The 17,518-nt window shown below is 73.3% G+C and carries 18 protein-coding genes; 7 read left to right on the top strand and 11 right to left on the bottom strand.

The features are described from left to right. The first annotated feature begins 19 nt into the window (after nucleotides 1-19). Genes MUY22_RS49410 through MUY22_RS00225 form a run of 6 tightly spaced genes read left to right on the top strand, consistent with a single transcriptional unit; the run spans nucleotide 20 to nucleotide 5,428 of the window. Nucleotides 20-547 (top strand): AMP-binding protein, encoded by a 528-nt coding sequence (locus tag MUY22_RS49410; RefSeq protein WP_256475295.1) that lies wholly within the window; start codon nucleotides 20-22, stop codon nucleotides 545-547. Beyond that, nucleotides 499-1,635 carry a fatty acid--CoA ligase family protein gene (locus MUY22_RS49405; RefSeq protein ID WP_256475294.1) on the top strand — a complete coding sequence of 379 codons (1,137 nt, stop codon included), beginning with the start codon at nucleotides 499-501 and terminating at the stop codon, nucleotides 1,633-1,635. Before MUY22_RS49410 ends, MUY22_RS49405 begins: the two co-directional genes overlap by 49 nt. Before the next feature lie 4 nt (nucleotides 1,636-1,639). Beyond that, on the top strand, nucleotides 1,640-2,827 hold the full coding sequence (locus MUY22_RS00240) for an acetyl-CoA acetyltransferase (RefSeq protein WP_247055708.1): 1,188 nt from the start codon (nucleotides 1,640-1,642) through the stop codon (nucleotides 2,825-2,827). Further along, nucleotides 2,824-3,930: an acetyl-CoA C-acyltransferase gene (locus tag MUY22_RS00235; protein ID WP_247055706.1), complete on the top strand. Its 1,107-nt coding sequence runs from the start codon at nucleotides 2,824-2,826 to the stop codon at nucleotides 3,928-3,930. Before MUY22_RS00240 ends, MUY22_RS00235 begins: the two co-directional genes overlap by 4 nt. Next, nucleotides 3,927-4,913 (top strand): LLM class F420-dependent oxidoreductase, encoded by a 987-nt coding sequence (locus tag MUY22_RS00230; protein ID WP_247055704.1) that lies wholly within the window; start codon nucleotides 3,927-3,929, stop codon nucleotides 4,911-4,913. The genes MUY22_RS00235 and MUY22_RS00230 overlap by 4 nt, the downstream gene beginning before the upstream one ends. Further along, nucleotides 4,910-5,428: a pyridoxamine 5'-phosphate oxidase family protein gene (locus MUY22_RS00225; protein ID WP_247055702.1), complete on the top strand. Its 519-nt coding sequence runs from the start codon at nucleotides 4,910-4,912 to the stop codon at nucleotides 5,426-5,428. The genes MUY22_RS00230 and MUY22_RS00225 overlap by 4 nt, the downstream gene beginning before the upstream one ends. A 264-nt stretch (nucleotides 5,429-5,692) precedes the next feature. Here MUY22_RS00225 and MUY22_RS00220 read toward each other — a convergent pair whose 3' ends face one another. Both MUY22_RS00220 and MUY22_RS00215 read right to left on the bottom strand, forming a co-directional pair. Next, nucleotides 5,693-6,136 carry a hypothetical protein gene (locus MUY22_RS00220; RefSeq protein ID WP_247055700.1) on the bottom strand — a complete coding sequence of 148 codons (444 nt, stop codon included), beginning with the start codon at nucleotides 6,134-6,136 and terminating at the stop codon, nucleotides 5,693-5,695. 81 nt (nucleotides 6,137-6,217) lie between these two features. After that, entirely contained in the window at nucleotides 6,218-7,084 is an 867-nt protein-coding gene (locus MUY22_RS00215) for an alpha/beta fold hydrolase (protein WP_247055698.1), read from the bottom strand. A gap of 67 nt (nucleotides 7,085-7,151) precedes the next feature. Between MUY22_RS00215 and MUY22_RS00210 the strand changes: the two genes are divergently transcribed. Further along, on the top strand, nucleotides 7,152-7,895 hold the full coding sequence (locus MUY22_RS00210; protein WP_247055696.1) for a TetR family transcriptional regulator: 744 nt from the start codon (nucleotides 7,152-7,154) through the stop codon (nucleotides 7,893-7,895). 109 nt (nucleotides 7,896-8,004) lie between these two features. Here the strand turns inward: MUY22_RS00210 and MUY22_RS00205 are convergent, their stop codons facing one another. From MUY22_RS00205 to MUY22_RS00165, 9 genes are all read right to left on the bottom strand, one after another. Beyond that, nucleotides 8,005-8,655 (bottom strand): TetR/AcrR family transcriptional regulator, encoded by a 651-nt coding sequence (locus MUY22_RS00205; RefSeq protein ID WP_247055695.1) that lies wholly within the window; start codon nucleotides 8,653-8,655, stop codon nucleotides 8,005-8,007. Between the two features lie 83 nt (nucleotides 8,656-8,738). Next, a complete protein-coding gene (locus MUY22_RS00200; RefSeq protein WP_247055693.1) occupies nucleotides 8,739-10,430 on the bottom strand; it encodes an NAD(P)/FAD-dependent oxidoreductase in 1,692 nt (563 codons plus the stop codon). Beyond that, a complete protein-coding gene (locus tag MUY22_RS00195) occupies nucleotides 10,427-11,182 on the bottom strand; it encodes a carbon-nitrogen hydrolase family protein (RefSeq protein WP_247055691.1) in 756 nt (251 codons plus the stop codon). Before MUY22_RS00195 ends, MUY22_RS00200 begins: the two co-directional genes overlap by 4 nt. Continuing rightward, complete coding sequence (locus MUY22_RS00190) at nucleotides 11,179-12,570, bottom strand: amino acid permease (protein ID WP_247055689.1); 1,392 nt, start codon at nucleotides 12,568-12,570, stop codon at nucleotides 11,179-11,181. The genes MUY22_RS00195 and MUY22_RS00190 overlap by 4 nt, the downstream gene beginning before the upstream one ends. A gap of 127 nt (nucleotides 12,571-12,697) precedes the next feature. After that, the gene (locus tag MUY22_RS00185; RefSeq protein WP_247055687.1) at nucleotides 12,698-13,981 is read right to left on the bottom strand and encodes a HAMP domain-containing sensor histidine kinase; all 1,284 of its coding nucleotides are present in this window, start codon (nucleotides 13,979-13,981) and stop codon (nucleotides 12,698-12,700) included. Between the two features lie 2 nt (nucleotides 13,982-13,983). Next, nucleotides 13,984-14,694 carry a response regulator transcription factor gene (locus tag MUY22_RS00180; RefSeq protein ID WP_247055685.1) on the bottom strand — a complete coding sequence of 237 codons (711 nt, stop codon included), beginning with the start codon at nucleotides 14,692-14,694 and terminating at the stop codon, nucleotides 13,984-13,986. 34 nt (nucleotides 14,695-14,728) lie between these two features. After that, nucleotides 14,729-15,409 carry an IclR family transcriptional regulator gene (locus MUY22_RS00175; RefSeq protein ID WP_247055683.1) on the bottom strand — a complete coding sequence of 227 codons (681 nt, stop codon included), beginning with the start codon at nucleotides 15,407-15,409 and terminating at the stop codon, nucleotides 14,729-14,731. Between the two features lie 53 nt (nucleotides 15,410-15,462). Continuing rightward, nucleotides 15,463-16,275: a sugar phosphate isomerase/epimerase gene (locus MUY22_RS00170; protein ID WP_247055681.1), complete on the bottom strand. Its 813-nt coding sequence runs from the start codon at nucleotides 16,273-16,275 to the stop codon at nucleotides 15,463-15,465. Next, nucleotides 16,275-17,408, bottom strand: coding sequence for a DUF993 family protein (locus MUY22_RS00165; RefSeq protein ID WP_247055679.1), 1,134 nt, complete (start codon nucleotides 17,406-17,408; stop codon nucleotides 16,275-16,277). Before MUY22_RS00165 ends, MUY22_RS00170 begins: the two co-directional genes overlap by 1 nt. Between the last annotated feature and the right edge of the window lie 110 nt (nucleotides 17,409-17,518).

Here is a 17,518-nt window from a genome sequence, read left to right as displayed (position 1 = left end):
GGAGACGATCGACCGGCTCGTGAAGGAGCGGGTCAGTGCCGACCCGGAGGGTCTCGCGCTGGTCGATCCACCGAACACCACCGCACTGGTCGGACGCGACCCGGTGCGGTGGACCTGGAACCGGCTCGACGACCGTGTCGACGTCCTGGCCGCGTTCCTGCTCGCCAGAGGGGTGCGAGCAGGAGACGTCGTGGCCGTGCAGCTGCCGAACTGCTCGGCCCTGGTCCAGGCGTTCCTCGCGATCGTGCGGATCGGCGCGATCGTCACCCCGTTCCCGGTGTCCTACCGGGAACACGAGATGGGCCCGATGTGCCGGCGCACCGGGGCCGTCGGGGTGATCACCGCATCCAGATACGGCGAGCACGAGCTCGCCGGGGCGGCCCTTGGGCTGGGCGTTGCGGCGCCGTCGGTCCGGTTCGTCGTCGCCCGGGGGACGACGAACCGGCCGGCGCGCTGGCCTGGCCCGAAGAACCACTGTCCACGGCGGATAAGTCCGCTTTGGACGAACACCTGTCCACACTGGACATCGACGTCAACGACTGCGTGACGATCTGCTGGACGTCCGGCACGGAAGCCGAACCCAAGGCCGTCCCACGCTGTCACGGCGACTGGCTCGCCACCGCGGCCGGCTGCGCGCAGGCCGCCGGCCTCACGAGCGACGACGTCCTGCTGTCGCCGTTCCCGATGACGAACATGGCCGGCATCGGCGGGATGTTCCTGCCGTGGCTGCAGACCGGCGCGGTGTTCGTGCCGCACCACCCGTTCGACCTGCCCGTGTTCCTCGGCCAGCTCGCGGCCGAGCGCGTCACGTACACGCTCGCGCCGCCCGCGTTGCTGACCATGTTGCTGCACAACGAGAAGATCCTGTCCGGAGTGGACATCTCGGCGCTGCGGCAGATCGGCTCCGGCTCGGCGCCGCTCTCGCCGTGGCTGGTCCGCACCTGGGCGCAGCGGCACGGGATCGACATCATCAACTTCTTCGGCTCCAACGAGGGCACCGCGCTGCTGTCCGGCCCGATCGACCTGCCGGACCCGGACCAGCGCGCGAGCTTCTTCCCGAACTACGCCGCCGACGTCACCTGGTCGACCCCGGTCGCCGGCTGGACGTCGGTGCGGCTGCACGACCCGGTGAGCGGTGAGCACGTGACCGAACCCGGGCGGCCCGGCGTGCTGCACATCGCCGGGCCGACGGTGTTCGCCGGGTACCTGACGCGGCTGGGGGAGCCGCTCGACACGACGGCCTTCGACGACGACGGGCACTTCCGCACCGGTGACGTCTTCGAGATCGCCGGCGAGCGCGGCGAGTTCCTGCGCTACGTCGACCGCGCGAAGGACCTGGTCATCCGGGGCGGGATGAACATCTCGCCCGCCGAGGTCGAGGGCCTGCTGGCCGGGCACCCGGACGTCGCGGACGTCGGCGTCGTCGGCGTGCCCGACGCGGTGATGGGCGAACGCGTCTGCGCGGTCGTCGTGCCGGGGGAGCGCAAGCCGTCGCTCGAGGACCTGGTGGCCTACCTGCGCGAGCGGAAGGTCGCCGCGTTCAAGCTGCCGGAACGCCTGGAGTACGCGGCGGCCTTGCCCCGCAACCCGGTGGGGAAGATCCTGAAACGGCAGCTGCGGGAGAGTCTGGAGTGAAGTCATGACGGTGTTCGTGCTGGGCGGGGCGCAGACCGACTTCGCGCGCAACTTCGCGAAGGAGGGGCGCGGGATCTTCGAGATGTTCGCCGAGGTCGTGCCGGCGGCGCTCGCCGACGCCGGTGTATCGGCGGCGGACGTCGGCGTCGCGCACGTCGGCAACCTCGCCGCCGAGCTGTTCACCGGGCAGGCCCAGCTCGGCGGCCTGCTGGTGGCGGCCGTCCCGGAGCTGGACGGCGTGCCCAGCACCCGGCACGAAGCCGCGTGCGCGTCCGGCAGCACGGCGGTGCTCGCCGCCTGCGCCGACCTCGAGTCCGGGCGGTACGACCTCGCGCTCGTCGTCGGCGTCGAGCTGATGCGCAACACCGACGGGCAGCGCGCGGCCGAGTACCTCGGGTCCGCCGCGTGGGCCGGGCACGAAGCCGTCGCCGCGAAGTTCCCGTGGCCCGCGCTGTTCGCCGACGTCGCCACCGCCTACGACGCGCGCTACGGCCTCGACCCCGCGCACCTCGGGCAGTTCGCCGAGCACGCTTTCGCTTGCGCGGCAAGGAATCCGCTCGCGCAGGCCCGCGACTGGCAGTTCCCGGCCGGCGCGTTCGGCGCCGACGACGAGCTGAACCCGGTCATCGAAGGCAGCCTGCGCAAGCAGGACTGCGGCCGGATCACCGACGGCGCCGCGGCGGTCCTGCTGGCCTCGCCGGCGTTCGCCCAGCGCCTCGGCGGCGACTTCCCGCGCATCGCCGGGTTCGGCCACCGCACCGCGCACATCGGGCTGACCGAGAAGCTCGCGACGGGCGGCGAGTACCTGTTCCCGCAGCTGCGCGGCGCCGTCGTCGACGCCTACCGGCGCGCGGACGTGCCCGGGCCGGACGCGCTCGACGTCATCGAACTGCACGACTGCTTCACGATCACCGGGCTCGTCGCGCTGGAGCACCTCGGCGTCGCCCCGCCGGGTGACGGCGGGCGGTTCATCGCCGACGGCGGCCTCGACACGGCCGGGATCAACCCGAGCGGCGGCCTGCTCGGGCTCGGCCACCCGGTTGGCGCCACCGGCGTCCGCATGCTGCACGACGCCGCGCGCCAGGTGACCGGCACCGCGGGCGAGGCCCAGGTCGACGGCGCGCGGACGGCGTTGACGCTCAACGTCGGCGGGTCGTTCACCACGGTCGTCACGACCATCGTGACGCGATGACGGCGTCGGTGCTGCTGACCGTGCGGACGCCGCGCGGCAAGGCGTCCCCACGTGGCGGGCTGGCCTCGGTGCCGCCGTTGTCGCTGGTCACGTCGCTGTTGGACGCGCTGGTCGCGCGCGGCCTCGATCCCGCGGTGGTCGATCAGGTGATCCTGGGGTGCGCGTCGCAGACCGGCGAGCAGGGCGCGAACCTGGCGCGGACGGCGGTGCTGGCGGCGGACTGGCCGGTGTCGGTGGCCGGGATGACGGTCAACCGGTTCTGCTCGTCCGGTTTGGACGCCGTCGCGGTGGGCGCGGCGCTGATCCACGCGGGCGAGGCGGAAGTCGTGGTGGCGGGCGGGGTCGAGTCGGTTTCGCGCGTCCCGATGTTCACCGACGGCGGTCCACTGTGGACCGAAGAACGGTTCGGCGCGGGCAACATGGGCATCGCGGCCGACCTGGTGGCCGCAGACGAAGGCTTCACGCGCCCGGAACTGGACGCCTACGGTCTCCGGACGCAGCAGCTCGCCGCCGCGGCCTGGAAAGACGGCCGGTACGAGGAGTCGCTCGTCCCGGTCGCCGGGCTGGCGCACGACGAGCACGTCCGGCCGGCGACGTCCGCCGAAGCCCTGGCCGAGCTGCCGTCGTCGTTCGGCGGGCTGCACACGCGCGGGACGTCGCCCTCGCTGGCCGACGGCGCCGGGCTGGTGCTGCTGGCTTCGCCCGAGGCGGCTGCGCGGCTGGGGCTGGCGCCGCGGGCGAACGTCCTCGGCTCGGTGACCGCGGGCAGTGACCCGATCCGGATGCTGCTGTCGGGACAGCTGGCCGTGTCGCGGCTGCTGGACCGGCACGGCGTGCGTCCGTCCGAAGTGGACGTCGTCGAGTTCGCCGAGGCGTTCGCCGCGCTGTGCCTGAAGATCCGGCGTGATCTCGGTTTCGGCGACGACGTCTTCAACGTCAACGGCGGCACGATCGCGATGGGGCACGCGTTCGGTGCCACCGGCGCGATCCTGCTGGCCGGCTGCGTCGACGAGCTGACCCGCCGCGGCGGGCGTTACGGTGTCACGGCGGTCAGCGGCGCCGCGGGATCGGGGACGGCGGTACTCGTGGAGCGTGCGGCGTGAGGCTTTCGGTGTCGTTGGGGTTGTGGCAGGACCGGCCGCCGGAAGAGGCCCTGGAGACGGCGCGCGCGGCGGAGGCCGCCGGGTACCCGGAACTCTGGATCGGCGAGATGGCGACGTGGGACGCGTTCGCCCTGGGCACGGCGATCGGCGCGTCGACGTCGCTTTCCCTGACCTTCGGGCCGCTCGCGGTGACGGTCCGGGACCCGGCGACGATCGCGATGGGCGTCGCGTCGGTCGCGGCCCTGACCGGCCGCGAGACCGGCGTCGCACTCGGGACGTCCAGCGACGTCGTCGTCCGCGGCTGGCACGGCCGGTCCCGCGACCACGCGGCGACGGCCCTCGAAGAGTCCGCGGTGGCCGTCCGGCAGCTCCTCGCCGGCGCCAAGTCCGCTGTGGACGGCTCGGTCGTCGGCTCGCGGGGCTACCGGCTGCGGCTGCCCGCACCGAAGTCGCCGTTGACGATCGCGGCGTTCGGCCCGCGCGCGCTGGACGTCGCGGCCCGGCACGCCGACCGGATGGTGGTCAACCTGGTCAGCCCGGCGGCCGCGGCCGCCCTGGTGCAGGGCCTGCACGCGGCTGCGTCGCGGGCCGGGACCACGCCGCCGCCGGTGGCCGCGTGGGTCGTCGGGGCATTGGAGCCGTCGCCGGCCGCGATCGAGCAGCTGCGCCGGGGCGTCGTCGGCTACCTGGCGGCGCCGGGCTACGCGGACATGTTCCGCGCGGAGGGCTTCGGCGACCTAGTCGACTTCGCGCGCACCCGCCCGCACCCGCGTGAGCTGCTCGCGGCGGTCCCGGTGGAGGCCATCGCGGCGGTCGGCCTGCTCGGCTCCCGCGACGACATCGCGCGCAAGATCGCCGACTTCGCCGCGGCGGGTGTCGACGAGCTGGCGATCGTGCCCGCGACGAGCGACGAGGACCCCGGCGGGGCCCGGACTCTCGCCGCGTGTCGAATCGGCGTGAGCTCGTTCGACGTAGAGGTATGACAGAGCCGATCAAGACCAAGAACCTCGACCAGTACGGGTCCGCCGCGCTCGCGTGGAGCCGGGCCCGCGACATCCTCGTCGCCGACACCCCCATGGCCGACCTGACGTTCTTCGTGGGGACGGTGCGCCCCGACGGCCGGCCGCACTCCGCCGGCGTCGGCGCGGTGTGGGTCGACGACGCGCTGTACTTCAAGGCCGGCCCGGGCACCCGCCGGGCCCAGAACCTGGCGGCGAACCCGGCGTGCACCGTGTCGGTGCGGCTGCGCGGCATGGACCTCACCCTGGAGGGCGAGGCCGTCCAGGTTACGGACCCGGCCGTCGTGGAGCGGGTGGCGGCGGTCTACCGCGAGGGCGGCTGGCCGGCCACCGCGGAGGGTGCCGCCCTGACCGCGCCGTACAGCGCCCCGAGCGCCGGACCAGCACCCTGGCCCCTGTACCGCCTCTCCCTGCACCGCGCGATCGGCCTGGCCTCGGCCGAACCCCACGGCGCAACCCGCTGGGACTTCGCAACCTGACCAAGGCCCTCACCCCCAGCGCCCCCACCCGCCCCGCCCCCACGCCCGACCGCCTGGGTACGCAACCCGGCCCTCCAGGCACGCGAGTCGACCTCCTAATCACGCGTGTCGACGCTCCCGTCATAGCGCTCCGGCCTTCGCATCACGACCCGCGGGCGCCCGTTCGACGAATTCGAGAGCCCAGAAGGTCAACTCGCGTGATTGGAGAGTCGACACACGTACCTGGAAGGTCGGTTCGCGTACCTGGGGAGTCGGGTTGCGTGCCTAGAGGGTCGGTTCGTGTGTTTGGAGGGTCAGCTCGCGTGATCGGGAGGTCGACACGGCCCGGTGGGGAACGGGGACCAGCGCGGGCCGGCGCTCGGCCACGCCCCCCGGGCGGCGGGGTGCCGGGATCCGCACCGGTGTCAGGGCGAGCAAGGCCGAAAGCCGGCCGGCGGCGAGTGACGAGGCCAGGACGAGCGCGGCCAGCGCCGAGGCGGTGTCGAAGGTCAGCTCGCCGTAGTGGCCCAGTGCGAACCCGGCGTCGAGCGCCCAGGCGACCACCGACACCCCGGAAGCCGCCGCGAGGGTCGTCCGGTGGGCCGTCGCCAGCACCACCAGGCCCAGCGTGACCAGCGCGTACCACGGGCTCGGCCCGGCCAGGTGCGCCGCGATCACCGCCGCCACCGCGGCCACGCACCCGAACGGGAACCCGAAACCACCAGTCATGCCGCAAGTCCACCCGACCACGACAGCCGCAAGCGGGCTCAGGACGCGATCCCTACGCCCGCGCCCCCGGTTCTTGACGCGCTATTGACCCGTCACGCGCCCGATCGCGTCGGCGACCTCCGGCCAGACCGCGCGCGGCAGGTTGTGGCCCATGCCCGGGATGACCAGCAGTTCCGCGCCCGGGATCGCCGCCGCCGTCGCCTTGCCGCCGCTCACGTCGATCAGGGGGTCGGCGTCGCCGTGGACGACCAACGCCGGCAGCTCGACGGAGTGCAGCCCGGACGTGCGGTCGCCCGACGCCATCACCGCCGCGGCGTGGCGCAGCGTGCCCTCCGGGTGGCGGGCGCGGTCGAAGCGCATCGTGGCCTTGGCCAGCAGGAACGCGTCGTCGTCCGGGTAACCGGGGGAGCCGAGCCGCCGGTAGCCCTCGACGCTGTCGGCCAGCGCCTGCTCGCGCGTGGTGGCCGGCGGCCGCGTCAGCACCGCCAGCGCCCACGGCTCGGCCTGCCCGACCGCCGGATCGCCCGTGGTCGACATGATCGACGTGACGCTCAGCAGCCGGTCCGGGTGGTCGATCGCCAGCTGCTGCACGATCATCCCGCCCATCGACGCGCCCACGACGTGCGCTTTCGCGATGCCGAGCGCGTCGAACAGCCCGACGGCGTCGTCGGCCAGGTCGGCCAGCAGGTACGGCGCGCTCGACCGGTCGCCGGCGAAGAGCGCGCCCAGATCCGGCGGCGGCAGCTCGTCGAAGTACGTCGAGAGCCCGACGTCCCGGTTGTCGTAGCGCACCACGAAGAACCCGCGGCTCGCGAGCAGTTCGCAGAAACCGTCGTCCCAGGTGATCATCTGGGCCCCGAGGCCCATCACCAGGACCAGGGGCGGAGCGGCCGGATCGCCGAAGGTGCCGTACTCGAGTTCGAGACCGTTGGCCTGTGCGCGTGCCATGCCCCGATCTTGCCCCAGACTCGCGGCGCTGGCACCGGCCCGGTCCGTGCGGATACCGTATCGCCCCATGCCGACCTCATCCTCGGGCACCGGAGCACGTCCCCGGTCACGAGCCGCAGCGGGACTGCCGGCGATCACGGCCGAACGGGTCGTCAGCGCGGCCACTCAGCTGACCTCCGACGTCGGTCTCGACAACTGGACGCTGCGGCAGCTCGCCCGCGCCGTCGACGCCTACCCGGCGGTGATCTACCACCACGTCGGCGACCGGGACGCGGTGGTGAACGCCGTGGTCGACCGGGTCGTCGGGCTGCTGGAGCTGCCGGACCCGGACCTGCCGTGGCAGGTGTGGTTCACCGAGCTGCTCGCCGGGCTGCGCTCGGTGCTGCGGACCTACCCGGGCTGCGCGCGGCGCCTGGCGCTGTTCGGCCCGTCGGTCGACGCGGCCACCCGCAGCATCGACGCCGGGGTCGGGGTGCTGCTGACCGCCGGTTTCGGCAGCGAGAGCGCGCTCGCCTACAACCTGATGGTGATGACGGCCTGCCAGTTCGTCGCCATGGAGGACGACCGCGAGGGCGCGCTGGCGCTGCGGATCGAGAACACCGAGGCGTACGCGACCTATCGCGAGCGCTCCGACCTGCCCGGGATGGCCGAGCTGGGCTCGGCGATGCACGACCTGATGGGCGACCCAGACCTGGCGGCGAACTACTACGCGCAGCTCTACGACTACGCCGTCCAGCGGTGCCTCGACGGGCTCGCCCACCGCCTCGAAGAGCTGCGTGACCAGGGCTCCACCGGGTTGACAGCGACTTGACAGTGCTCCGGCGTACCGTGAGCGTGCGTCGGTGGTTCGTCCATCGACCCGAAGCTCCCGGCGCCCTCCTCCCCCTCGTGGCGCCGGGGGCTTCGGTCTGTCCCGGCGCCTAGGCGAGGTCGCCCTGACGCGGCGCCGGCGGCGCCTGCTGGATGGCCGGGAAGATCTCGCCGACCAGAGTGACCAGCGACTTCGACAGCAGCAGGTGCACCTGCTCCCGGGTCAGCGAACCGCGCACCAGCCACTCCCGCCCGGCCGACTTCACCATCCCGCCGAACGCGCGCACGAGCGCGTTCAGCTCGCGGCCGTGCTCGCTCTCGCTGGACAGGCCGACGGCTTCGAGCACGCGATCGGCCGACTCCCGGTCGGCCTCTTCGAGGATGCGCTCCACTTCGAGGTCCCGGCCGATGCCTTCGGGCGCGATCGCGGCCAGCCACATCCGCTCCTGGCTGGTGACCATGTCGAGGAACCAGTCGATCGCGACGTCGGCCCGCAGTTCGAGCGGGCCCTCGGGCAGGATCTCGATGGCCAGCCGCGGCACGGTCAGCGCGCGGCGGATGATTTCCAGATACAGCTCGCGTTTGGTGCCGAAGTAGTGGTTGATGAGCCCGCGCGCCACGCCCGCCGCGGCCGCGATGTCCGAAGTGGACACTTCCGAGTAGGGGCGGTCACCGAACAGCCGCGCCGCGCAAGCGAAGATCTGTTCCTTCCGTTCGTCCGGTTCCAGTCTTCGCCATCGCGGCGCCGGCTCGGTGTTCATGCGGCCTATCGTCGCATGGCCCGTTGCGCCAGGCAGTTCAATCTCCCGCGATGGCAGACGGGGTACCACGATCGGGGCACGGCTCAGTCCGGCAACGCGATGGGCGCGATGTCGGCGAATCCGTCACCCGGGCCGGGGTTCGCGGGATCCGTCTCGCCGCCCAGGTGGTGCAACACGCCCCACACCGCGTTGAGCGCCGTCTGCACCGCGCCCTCGGCCCAGCCGGCCGTCCACGAGACGTCGTCGCCCGCGAGGAACAGGCCTCGGTGGCGCGCCGGCAGCGAGTCCTGCACGAAGTGCGTGAAGAGCCGGTGCTGGTAGCGGTAGTGGCCGGGCAGGTTGGCCTTGAACGCGCCCATGAAGTGCGGTTCGGCCTCCCACGACACCGTCACCGGGTCGCCGATGATGTGCCGCCGGACGTCGACGCCCGGGTAGATCTCGCGCAGCGACTGCAGCATCACCTCGACGCGCTCGCCGACGGTCAGCGGCAGCCACTTCAGCGAGTCGTCGGCCCACGTGTAGGACAGGCAGATCACGGCGGGCGCGGCCGGGTCGTCGCCGAGCAGGTAGGTGCCGCGCGGCATCCGGTCGGTGAGCGTCATGCTCATCGTGTCGCGCCCGGTCACCGGGTCCGGGTCCAGCCAGAACGGCCGGTCCACCGGCACGAACACCTTCGACGACTCCATGTAGTGCGTGCGCTCGATCGCCGTCCAGTGGTCGATCGGGAACAGCGCTTCGTCGCATTCGATCTTCGACAGCAGCATCCAGCTCTGCGCGGTGAACACCGCGGCGGGGAACGTCCGGATGCTGCCGCGGGCGTCGGTCACCGTGATGTTGTTCGGCGCGGTGCGGTGCAGCCGCGTGACGCCGGGGTTCGGCCGGCCGCCGTGCAGCGTGCTCAGGCTCGTCCCGGCGGGCCAGAACGCCATTTCGGCGGGCGCGTGCTCCCACAGCCGTTGCGGCAGCTGCTGGCTGCCGCCGACGATGCTGCGGTGCTCGTCGTCGGCGCCGGTGTAGACCACGCGCAGGATTTCCAGGATGGAATTGGGGAAGTCCGTGTCCCAGCCACCGGTACCGAAGCCGACCTGGCCGAAGATCTCGCGGTTGCGGAAGGACGCGAACGCGGGCGAATCGCAGAGGAAGCCGTAGAACGTCTGGTTGTCCAGCTTCGGGACCAGCTCGTTCCACAGCCGTTTGATCGTCTTCGCGTCGCGGTCGCGGATCGCGGTCTGCATCTCGGCGAACGACGCGTGCTCGCCCAGCGTCCGGTCCCACGCGGCGGCGACCTCGGCGAACACCGCGGGCAGGTCGGCCGGCGTCCGCGCGTAGTGGCTCTCGCCCTTGAGGTCGACGACGGTGCTCGGCGTCTCCGGCGCGAGGGGGTTCGGGAACGGCGTCGTGGCCAGGCCGACCTTGTCGATGTAGTGGTAGAGCGCGGTCGACGCGGGCGGGAAGCGCATCGCGCCCATCTCCGCGACGACGTCGTCCGGGCAGCCCGGGAAGCGCACGCTGCGCAGCCGGCCGCCGATCTCGGCGATCTCGTAGACGACCGGGCGCAGGCCGAGCTTCATCAGCTCGTACGCCGTGACGATGCCGGAGAGGCCGCCGCCGATCACGGCGACCTCGGTGCCGTGCCGCTCGGGCGGCACCGAGCCCAGGCCCGCGGGGTGGGCGAGGTAGTCGTCGTAGGCGAACGGGAAGTCGGGGCCGAACATCGTGATCGGGCGGCCCGCCGGCTCGTCGTGGTGGATCGCGGTCGGGACAGCGGAGGTCATGCGGTGGTTCCTCGGTACAGTTCGGGCCGGCGGTCGGCCAGGTGGGTGTTCTCCAGCCGGGACGCCACGAGCGCGTCCCGGGTGACGTCGGCGTGGATGAGCGCGGGCCCGGCGCCGGCGCGGGCCAGCACTTCACCGGTCGGCGCGACCACGCAGGACCGGCCGCAGTAGGTCAGCTCCCGCTCGGTGTCGCACCGGTTGGCGTAGGCGACGAACAGCTGGCTTTCGTAGGCCCGCGCGGGCACCAGCGTGTCGGCGACCAGCTCGTACGGGCTCATCAGCGCGGTCGGCACGACCAGCAGCTCGGTGCCGGCCAGCGCGTGCGCCCGCACCATTTCCGGGAACTCGACGTCGTAGCAGATCAGCAGCCCGACGCGGACGCCGTCGAGGTCGGCCTGCACCACGGCTTCGGTGCCCGGGGCGAACCAGTCCTTGTCGATCTCGCCGAACAGGTGCGTCTTGCGGTAGTTCGCCAGCCGCCGTCCTGCGTTGTCGATCAGCTGGACGCTGTTGAAGACGTGCTCGCCGTCGGCCTCCGGGTAGCCGTACGCCAGCGCGGCGCCGGTTTCCCGGGCCAGCGCGGACATCCGGGCCGCGGTCGGCCCGTCGGCCGGCTCGGCGAGTTCGTGCGTGCGCGCGCCGATGTGGTAGCCGGTGGTGATCATCTCGGCCGCGACGACGAGGTCGGCGCCGGCCGCCGCGACGGCGCCGGGCAGCTCGGCGAACGGCCCCTGGTGGACGGCGACCCTCATGACAGCCGCGACTTCCGGATGCCGTAACCGAAGTAGATCACCAGGCCCAGCAGCATCCAGGCGCCGAAGACGACCCAGGTGGCGCCGTCGAGGCTGAACATCATGTACCCGCAGCACAGCACGCCGAGCAGCGGCGTGACCGGCGAGAACGGCACGCGGAACGTGCGCGGGGTGTCCGGCTGGCGCCGTCGCAGCAGGAGGACGGCGATGTTGACCAGGCCGAACGCGAAGAGCGTGCCGATGCTGGTGGCGTCGGCCAGCTTGCCCAGCGGGATGAACGCGGCGAGCACGGCCACGAAGCCGGAGACGACCAGCGTGTTGGTCCGCGGCGCGCCGGTCTTGGCGTCCACTGTGGACAGCGCCTTCGGGACGAGGCCGTCGCGGGACATCGCGAACAGGATGCGCGTCTGCCCGTAGAGGACGGTCAGCACGACGCTGGAGATCGCCACGATCGCGCCCACGGCCAGCAGCGCGGCCCAGAGCTTGTTGTCCGACACCGCCGAGAGCACGTGCGAGAGCGCGGCTTCCTGGCCGTCGAACTGCTGCCACGGCAGCGCGCCGACGGCGGCCACGGCGACCAGGCAGTACAGCACCGTGACGATGACGAGCGAGAGCAGGATCGCGCGCGGCAGGTCGCGCTGCGGGTTCTTCGCCTCCTCGCCGGCGGTCGACGCGGCGTCGAAACCGATGTAGGAGAAGAACAGCTTCGCGCCACCGGCGCTCATCCCGGCCAGCCCGAGCGGCAGGAACGGCGAGAAGTTCCTGGCCTGCACGGCGGTGAACGCGATCACGCAGAACAGCACCAGCGTCGCGATCTTGACGGCGACCATGATCGTGTTGGCCCGCGCGCTCTCCTTCGCCCCCGACAGCAGCAACACCATCGCGAGCAGCACGACGACGATGGCCGGCACGTTGACGATCCCGCCCGAGCCGGGCGGCTGGCTCAGCGCGTCCGGGATGGCGAACCCGAAGACCAGCCGCAGCAGTTCGTTGAGGTACTGGCCCCAGCCGACGGCGACCGACGCCACCGAGACGCCGTATTCGAGGATCAGGCACCAGCCGCAGACCCAGGCGACGAGCTCGCCGAGCGTGGCGTAGGCGTAGGAGTAGGACGAACCGGACAGCGGGATCATGCCGGCGAGCTCGGCGTAGGACAGGGCGGAGAACAGCGCGGTGATCCCGGCGAGCACGAACGACAGCACGACCGACGGCCCGGCCACCGGGACCGCTTCGCCGAGCACGACGAAGATCCCGCTGCCCAGCGTCGCGCCGATGCTCAGCGTGGTGAGCTGCCCGAGGCCGAGCGACCGCTTCAGCGTGCCATGATCACTTTCGGCGATCAGGTCGGCGACCGGTTTCCGCCGCACGGTCGCGGCTCGCAGAGTCATGCCGACGACCGTATCCGCCGTCGCGGAAGCGCAAAACAGGAGAACATTGCGCGTAAAGATGAATCACAGGTGATTCATTGCACAAGACGCTCGATCCGTGGCGAATCATTCCATCGGGATTCGGTGGTCACGGCGGGCTGGACGCGGGCAGGAGCAGGGTGAACGTCGGCGGGGCCGGCAGGCTCAGGCGCAGCCGGCCGCCCTCGGCTTCGGCGAGGCTGCGCGCCAGCCGCAGGCCGATGCCGTGGCCGCTCGGCGCGCTCGCGAACGGGTCGGTCTCGCCGAGGTCCGGGCCTTCGTCGGCGACGTCGATGGCCAGCGCGTCGCCGGCGTCGCGGGCCAGCACGGTGACCGTGCCGCGCCCGTGCGTCACGGCGTTGTCCAGCAGCACGCCGAGCACCTGCCGGACCGCGGCGGCGGCCGCGCGGGCCGGTGGCGGGTCGTCCCGGACGATCCGCAGCGTCCGCCCGTGCGGCGCGAGCAGCGCGTCCCCGGCTTGGCGGACCTCGTCGAGCAGGACGTCGAGCGCCAGCTCGGCCCGCGGCGCCCGCCGTTCCCGGCCCAGGGCCAGGAGGTCCTCGATGGTGCGTTCCAGCCGGTCGGCGGACGCGATCCCGGCGCGGATCGCCGCGTACGGGTCGCTCGCCGGCGTCTCCAGCGCGGCTTCGAGCTGCAGCCGCAACCCGGTCAACGGCGTCCGCAGCTGGTGGGACGCCTCCGCGGAGAACGCGCGCTCACGCTCCAGCGTCTCGCCGATGCGGGTCGCGGTGGCGTCGAGCGCCTCGCCGACCTGGTCGATCTCCGCGATCCCGGCCCGCGGTGCGCGGGCGGTGAAGTCGCCGTCGCCGAGCCGCTCGGCCGCGGCGGCCAGCTCCTCCAGCGGCCGGACCAGCCGGGACGTGGCCCGCCGGGCCATCAGCCAGCTGGCCCCGATCGCCACCACCGCGAGCGCGGCCATGGCGAGCCAGGTGAGCCCGACCCGCAGGTAGAGGTCGGACACCGGCAACGCGGCGCGGACGACGCCGATCGTGCGCGTCCCGTTGACCACCGGGACGGCCAGCACCACTTCGCCGTCCTGACGGCCGGTGACGACGTCCTCGGTGGCCTTCGCCGCCTGCAGCTCGATCGAGCCGCCGACGGCCGGCCCCTGCCCGGCGAGCAGCCGCCCGTCCGGCGCGTAGACGCCGACCGCGCCCTCGGCCTCGTCGCCCTCCAGCGGCGGCACGACCGGCGGCAGCCCGGCGTTCAGCTCGTGGGCGACGGCCAGCGCGGCGGCGTCGGCGGCGCGTTCCAGGTCCGACGTCGTGTCGTCGCGGTAGTACTGCATCACGGCCACGCCCAGCGGGAGCGCGAACAGGACGGTCGCGACCAGCGCGACCAGCACCGTCAAGGAGATGATCCGGCGGCGCACGGCTACCGCTGCGCCCCGGTCCGCGCGGGGTCCTCCAGGCGGTAGCCGTGCCCGCGCAGGGTGGCGATCAGCGGGACGGCCGCCCCGGCACCGGCGGCCGCGGCGAGCTTGCGGCGCACGGCCGCGATGTGCACGTCCAGCGTCTTCGTCGAGCCGTACCAGTGCGCGTCCCAGACCTCGGCCATCAGCGTCTCGCGGCTGACCGCGACGCCGGGCTGCTCGGCCAGCCGGGCCAGCAGGTCGAACTCCTTCGCGCGCAGCACCACCTCGTGCCCGTCGACGCTGGCGCGGCGCCCGGCGATGTCGACGGTGAGGCCGCCGACGGTCACCGGCGGGCGGGCCGTGGCGGGCGCGCCGCGGCGCAGGTGCGCCCGCACCCGGGCCAGCAGCTCGCCCAGCCGGATCGGCTTGGTGAGGTAGTCGTCGGCCCCGGCGTCCAGGCCGACGACGACGTCCATCTCCTCCTGCCGGGCCGTGAGGATGACCAGCACCGCCGCGGGCAGCGCGGCCCGCAGCCGGCGGCAGACCTCGACGCCGTCCAGGTCGGGCAGGCCGAGATCGAGCAGGACGAGGTCGACCTCGCCGCCGTCGGCGGCCTGCAACGCGGTGCGGCCGTCGCGCCGCCAGGACACCTGGTAACCGTGCAGTCGCAGAGTCGATTCGAGCACGCTGCCGATCGCGGCGTCGTCCTCCACCACCAGCAGGTTCGGCATGCCGGAAGCGTAACCGGACGGCCGCCGGACCACGTCAGGGCTGGTCGGGGCGGGTGCCGAAGCCGATCCGGGTGATCCGCCGCGCGGCCGCCGTCACCGACGCGCCGAACCCGGCGGCCCGCGGTCCGGTGAGCCGCGTGGTCGGCCCGGTGATCGCGAGCGCGGCGAGCACCCGCCCGTCGGCGTCGTGCACCGGCGCGGCGACGCTGGACGCCCCGGCCTCCGGTTCGCCGTGGCTGGTCTCGGCGCCCCCGGCCGCGCCCGCGTCGAGCACCAGGCCCGCCGCACCGCACGTCAGCGGCAGCTCGTCACCCACGCGGCCGACGTGCCGGATGCCCTGCGGGCCCTCCTGCTGGGCGACGCAGACGAGCACCGTCGTGCTGCGGACGTAGAGCCCGGCCGTCTCGCCGCACTCCAGCGCCAGTTCGCGCAAGACCTGGCGGACGGGTTCGGGCAGCTGCCACGCGGTGTTCGCCAGCGTGGCCCAGCGCAGCAGGCCCGGCCCGACGGTGACCCGGCCGTCCGGGCGCGTCCAGAGCAGGCCGCGCTGCTCGCAGGTGGCGACCAGGCGCAGCACGGTCGTCTTGGCCAGGCCGCTCGCCGCGGTGAGGTCCTTGACGGCCCAGGTGCGGTGGCGTTCGGTGAACAGCGCGAGCAGGTCGAAGGTGCGCAGCACACTCCGGACCGCGCCGTCGTCGCTCTGCTGGTCCGTCACCGAGCGACCCCCCGTCCGCCTGATGGGCTCGAGGCTACCGGCGGCCGGACGTCTCAGGCCACGTACCGCTCGAACGACGTGATGGTCTCGGCGAGCACCTCCGCGCCCGGCCGGGCCCACAGGTCGCCGTTGAACACCTCGACCTCGATCGGGCCGGTGTAGCCCGCGGCCTCGACGCGGGCCCGCAGGTGCCGGTGGTCGATCGGGCCGTCGCCCGGCAGCGCGCGGCCCAGCAGCGGGTCGGGCAGCGGCACGAGGACGTCGCAGACGTGGAACCCGGCGATCCGCCCGGCGGCCGCGGCGATCGACTCCTCGATCCGCGGGTCCCACCAGACGTGGAACTCGTCGACGATCACCCCGACCTGCTCGGCCGGGTGCTCGAGCGCGATGGCCAGCGCTTGGTCCACTGTGGACAGCACGGACCGGTCGGCGCACTGCATCGGGTGCAGCGGCTCCAGGCCCAGGCGCACCCCGCGTGCCCCGGCGTAGGGTGCCAGCTCGCCCACGGCGTCCGCGACGCGCTGCCGGGACGCTGTGAGGTCGTTGCCCGCGACACCGCCGACCACCAGCACCAGGACGCCGGCGCCCAGCGCGGCGGCTTCGTCGATCGCCTCCCGCGTCTGCGCCACACCGTCCACAGGGGACCCTTCAGGCGTCACGCCGGTGAAGAACCCGCCACGGCACAAGGAAGAGACGCGGATGCCGTGCTCCTTCAGCAGGCGAGCGGCCTCGTCGACGCCGGTCTCGGCGACCTTGTCACGCCACAGGCCGATCCAGCCGACGCCCGCTTCCGCGCACCCGGCGACGGCCTCGGGCAGCGACCAGGCCTTGGTGGTGATCTGGTTGAGGCTGAGCCGCTCGTCCATCACGCCACTCCGGCGGCCAGCAGCAGCGGCCGCATCCGGGCCACGGCCAGGTCGGGGTCGGCCAGCACGCCGGCGTCGTCGGCGAGGCGCAGCAGGGTGGCGAGGTGCGTGATGGTGCGCGCCGACTCCTGGCCGGCGATCATCCGGAAGTGGTCCTGGTGCCCGTTGAGGTAGGCGAGGAAGACGACGCCGGTCTTGTAGTGCCGGGTCGGCGCGCGGAAGATCTCGCGGGCCAGCGGCACGGTCGGGTCGAGCAGCGCGGCGAACCCGGCGCGGTCGCCGTCGTCGAGCCGGGCGAGCGCGGCCCCGGCGACCGGCGCGAGGGGATCGAAGATCCCGAGCAAGGCCTCGCTGTGCCCGTGTTCGTCGCCCGCGATGAGCTCGGGGTAGTGGAAGTCGTCGCCGGTGTAGCACCGCACACCGGCCGGCAGCGCCCGCCGGAACTCCGTCTCGGCGGCGGCGTCGAGCACGGACACCTTCACCCCCGCGACGGTGCCGGCGTGCTCGGCGCAGAGCGCGCCGAGTTCGCGGGCCGCGGCCCGGACGTCGTCGTGGCCCCAGTAGCCGGCCAGCGCCGGGTCGAACTGCTCGCCCAGCCAGTGCAGCAGCACCGGCCCGCCGGCCTCGGACAGCAGCTTGCCGTAGGCCGCGTGGTAGTCACCGGGCCCGGAAGCCGCCGCGGCGAGCGCCCGGCTGGCCATCACGACCGGCACCGCGCCGGCGCCACCGACCAGGTCGAGCTGCTCCCGCCAGGCGTCCACAATGGACGCGACGGTGGCCGGCCCCTCGGCCAGCTGATCGGTGCCGACGCCGGCGACCCAGGGCCGCCCGTTCGCGGCCGCGCCGGTCCGGGTGACCAGTTCGCGGGTGATCGCCCAGTCCAGGCCCATGCCGCGCTGCGCGGTGTCCATCGCGTCGGCGACGCCGAGCCCGCTGGCCCAGAGGTGCTCGCGAAAGGCCAGCGTCGCGTCCCAGTCCACGGCGTAGGGCTCATCGGCGAGCGCATCGGCCACAACGTGCGCGGCAGCGTAGGCGATTCGCGAGGTAGGAGGTGCCGACGGCGGCGCGGGCGGTCGCGGCCCGCCCGGCGACCACGTCGTGAGCTCGCCGCCGGGGGTGGGGAGCACGAGCACGGGAACCTCCGGAGGTGTCGTCAGAAAGCGCTTTCTCGCCGACTACGGTAGGGCCTGCGCGGAGGCGCGACAAGGCCTGTCCGGTGAGCGCACGGGGTGCGAGGAGGTTC

The sequence above is a fragment of the Amycolatopsis sp. WQ 127309 genome, assembly GCF_023023025.1.
Taxonomy (GTDB): Bacteria; Actinomycetota; Actinomycetes; order Mycobacteriales; family Pseudonocardiaceae; genus Amycolatopsis.
The sequence above is the reverse complement of the archived record's forward strand: the minus strand, read 5'-3'. Positions and strand labels throughout refer to the sequence as shown.

Bases quoted from the DNA above. Each gene is read 5' to 3' on its own strand.
- MUY22_RS00240 (WP_247055708.1), top strand. From the start codon at position 1,640: ATGACGGTGTTCGTGCTGGGCGGGGCGCAGACCGACTTCGCGCGCAAC.
- MUY22_RS00195 (WP_247055691.1), bottom strand. From the start codon at position 11,182: ATGAGGGTCGCCGTCCACCAGGGGCCGTTCGCCGAGCTGCCCGGCGCC.
- MUY22_RS00210 (WP_247055696.1), top strand. From the start codon at position 7,152: ATGCCGACCTCATCCTCGGGCACCGGAGCACGTCCCCGGTCACGAGCC.
- MUY22_RS00235 (WP_247055706.1), top strand. From the start codon at position 2,824: ATGACGGCGTCGGTGCTGCTGACCGTGCGGACGCCGCGCGGCAAGGCG.
- MUY22_RS00215 (WP_247055698.1), bottom strand. From the start codon at position 7,084: ATGGCACGCGCACAGGCCAACGGTCTCGAACTCGAGTACGGCACCTTC.
- MUY22_RS00170 (WP_247055681.1), bottom strand. From the start codon at position 16,275: ATGGACGAGCGGCTCAGCCTCAACCAGATCACCACCAAGGCCTGGTCG.
- MUY22_RS00205 (WP_247055695.1), bottom strand. From the start codon at position 8,655: ATGAACACCGAGCCGGCGCCGCGATGGCGAAGACTGGAACCGGACGAA.
- MUY22_RS00220 (WP_247055700.1), bottom strand. From the start codon at position 6,136: ATGACTGGTGGTTTCGGGTTCCCGTTCGGGTGCGTGGCCGCGGTGGCG.
- MUY22_RS00225 (WP_247055702.1), top strand. From the start codon at position 4,910: ATGACAGAGCCGATCAAGACCAAGAACCTCGACCAGTACGGGTCCGCC.
- MUY22_RS00190 (WP_247055689.1), bottom strand. From the start codon at position 12,570: ATGACTCTGCGAGCCGCGACCGTGCGGCGGAAACCGGTCGCCGACCTG.
- MUY22_RS00200 (WP_247055693.1), bottom strand. From the start codon at position 10,430: ATGACCTCCGCTGTCCCGACCGCGATCCACCACGACGAGCCGGCGGGC.
- MUY22_RS00180 (WP_247055685.1), bottom strand. From the start codon at position 14,694: ATGCCGAACCTGCTGGTGGTGGAGGACGACGCCGCGATCGGCAGCGTG.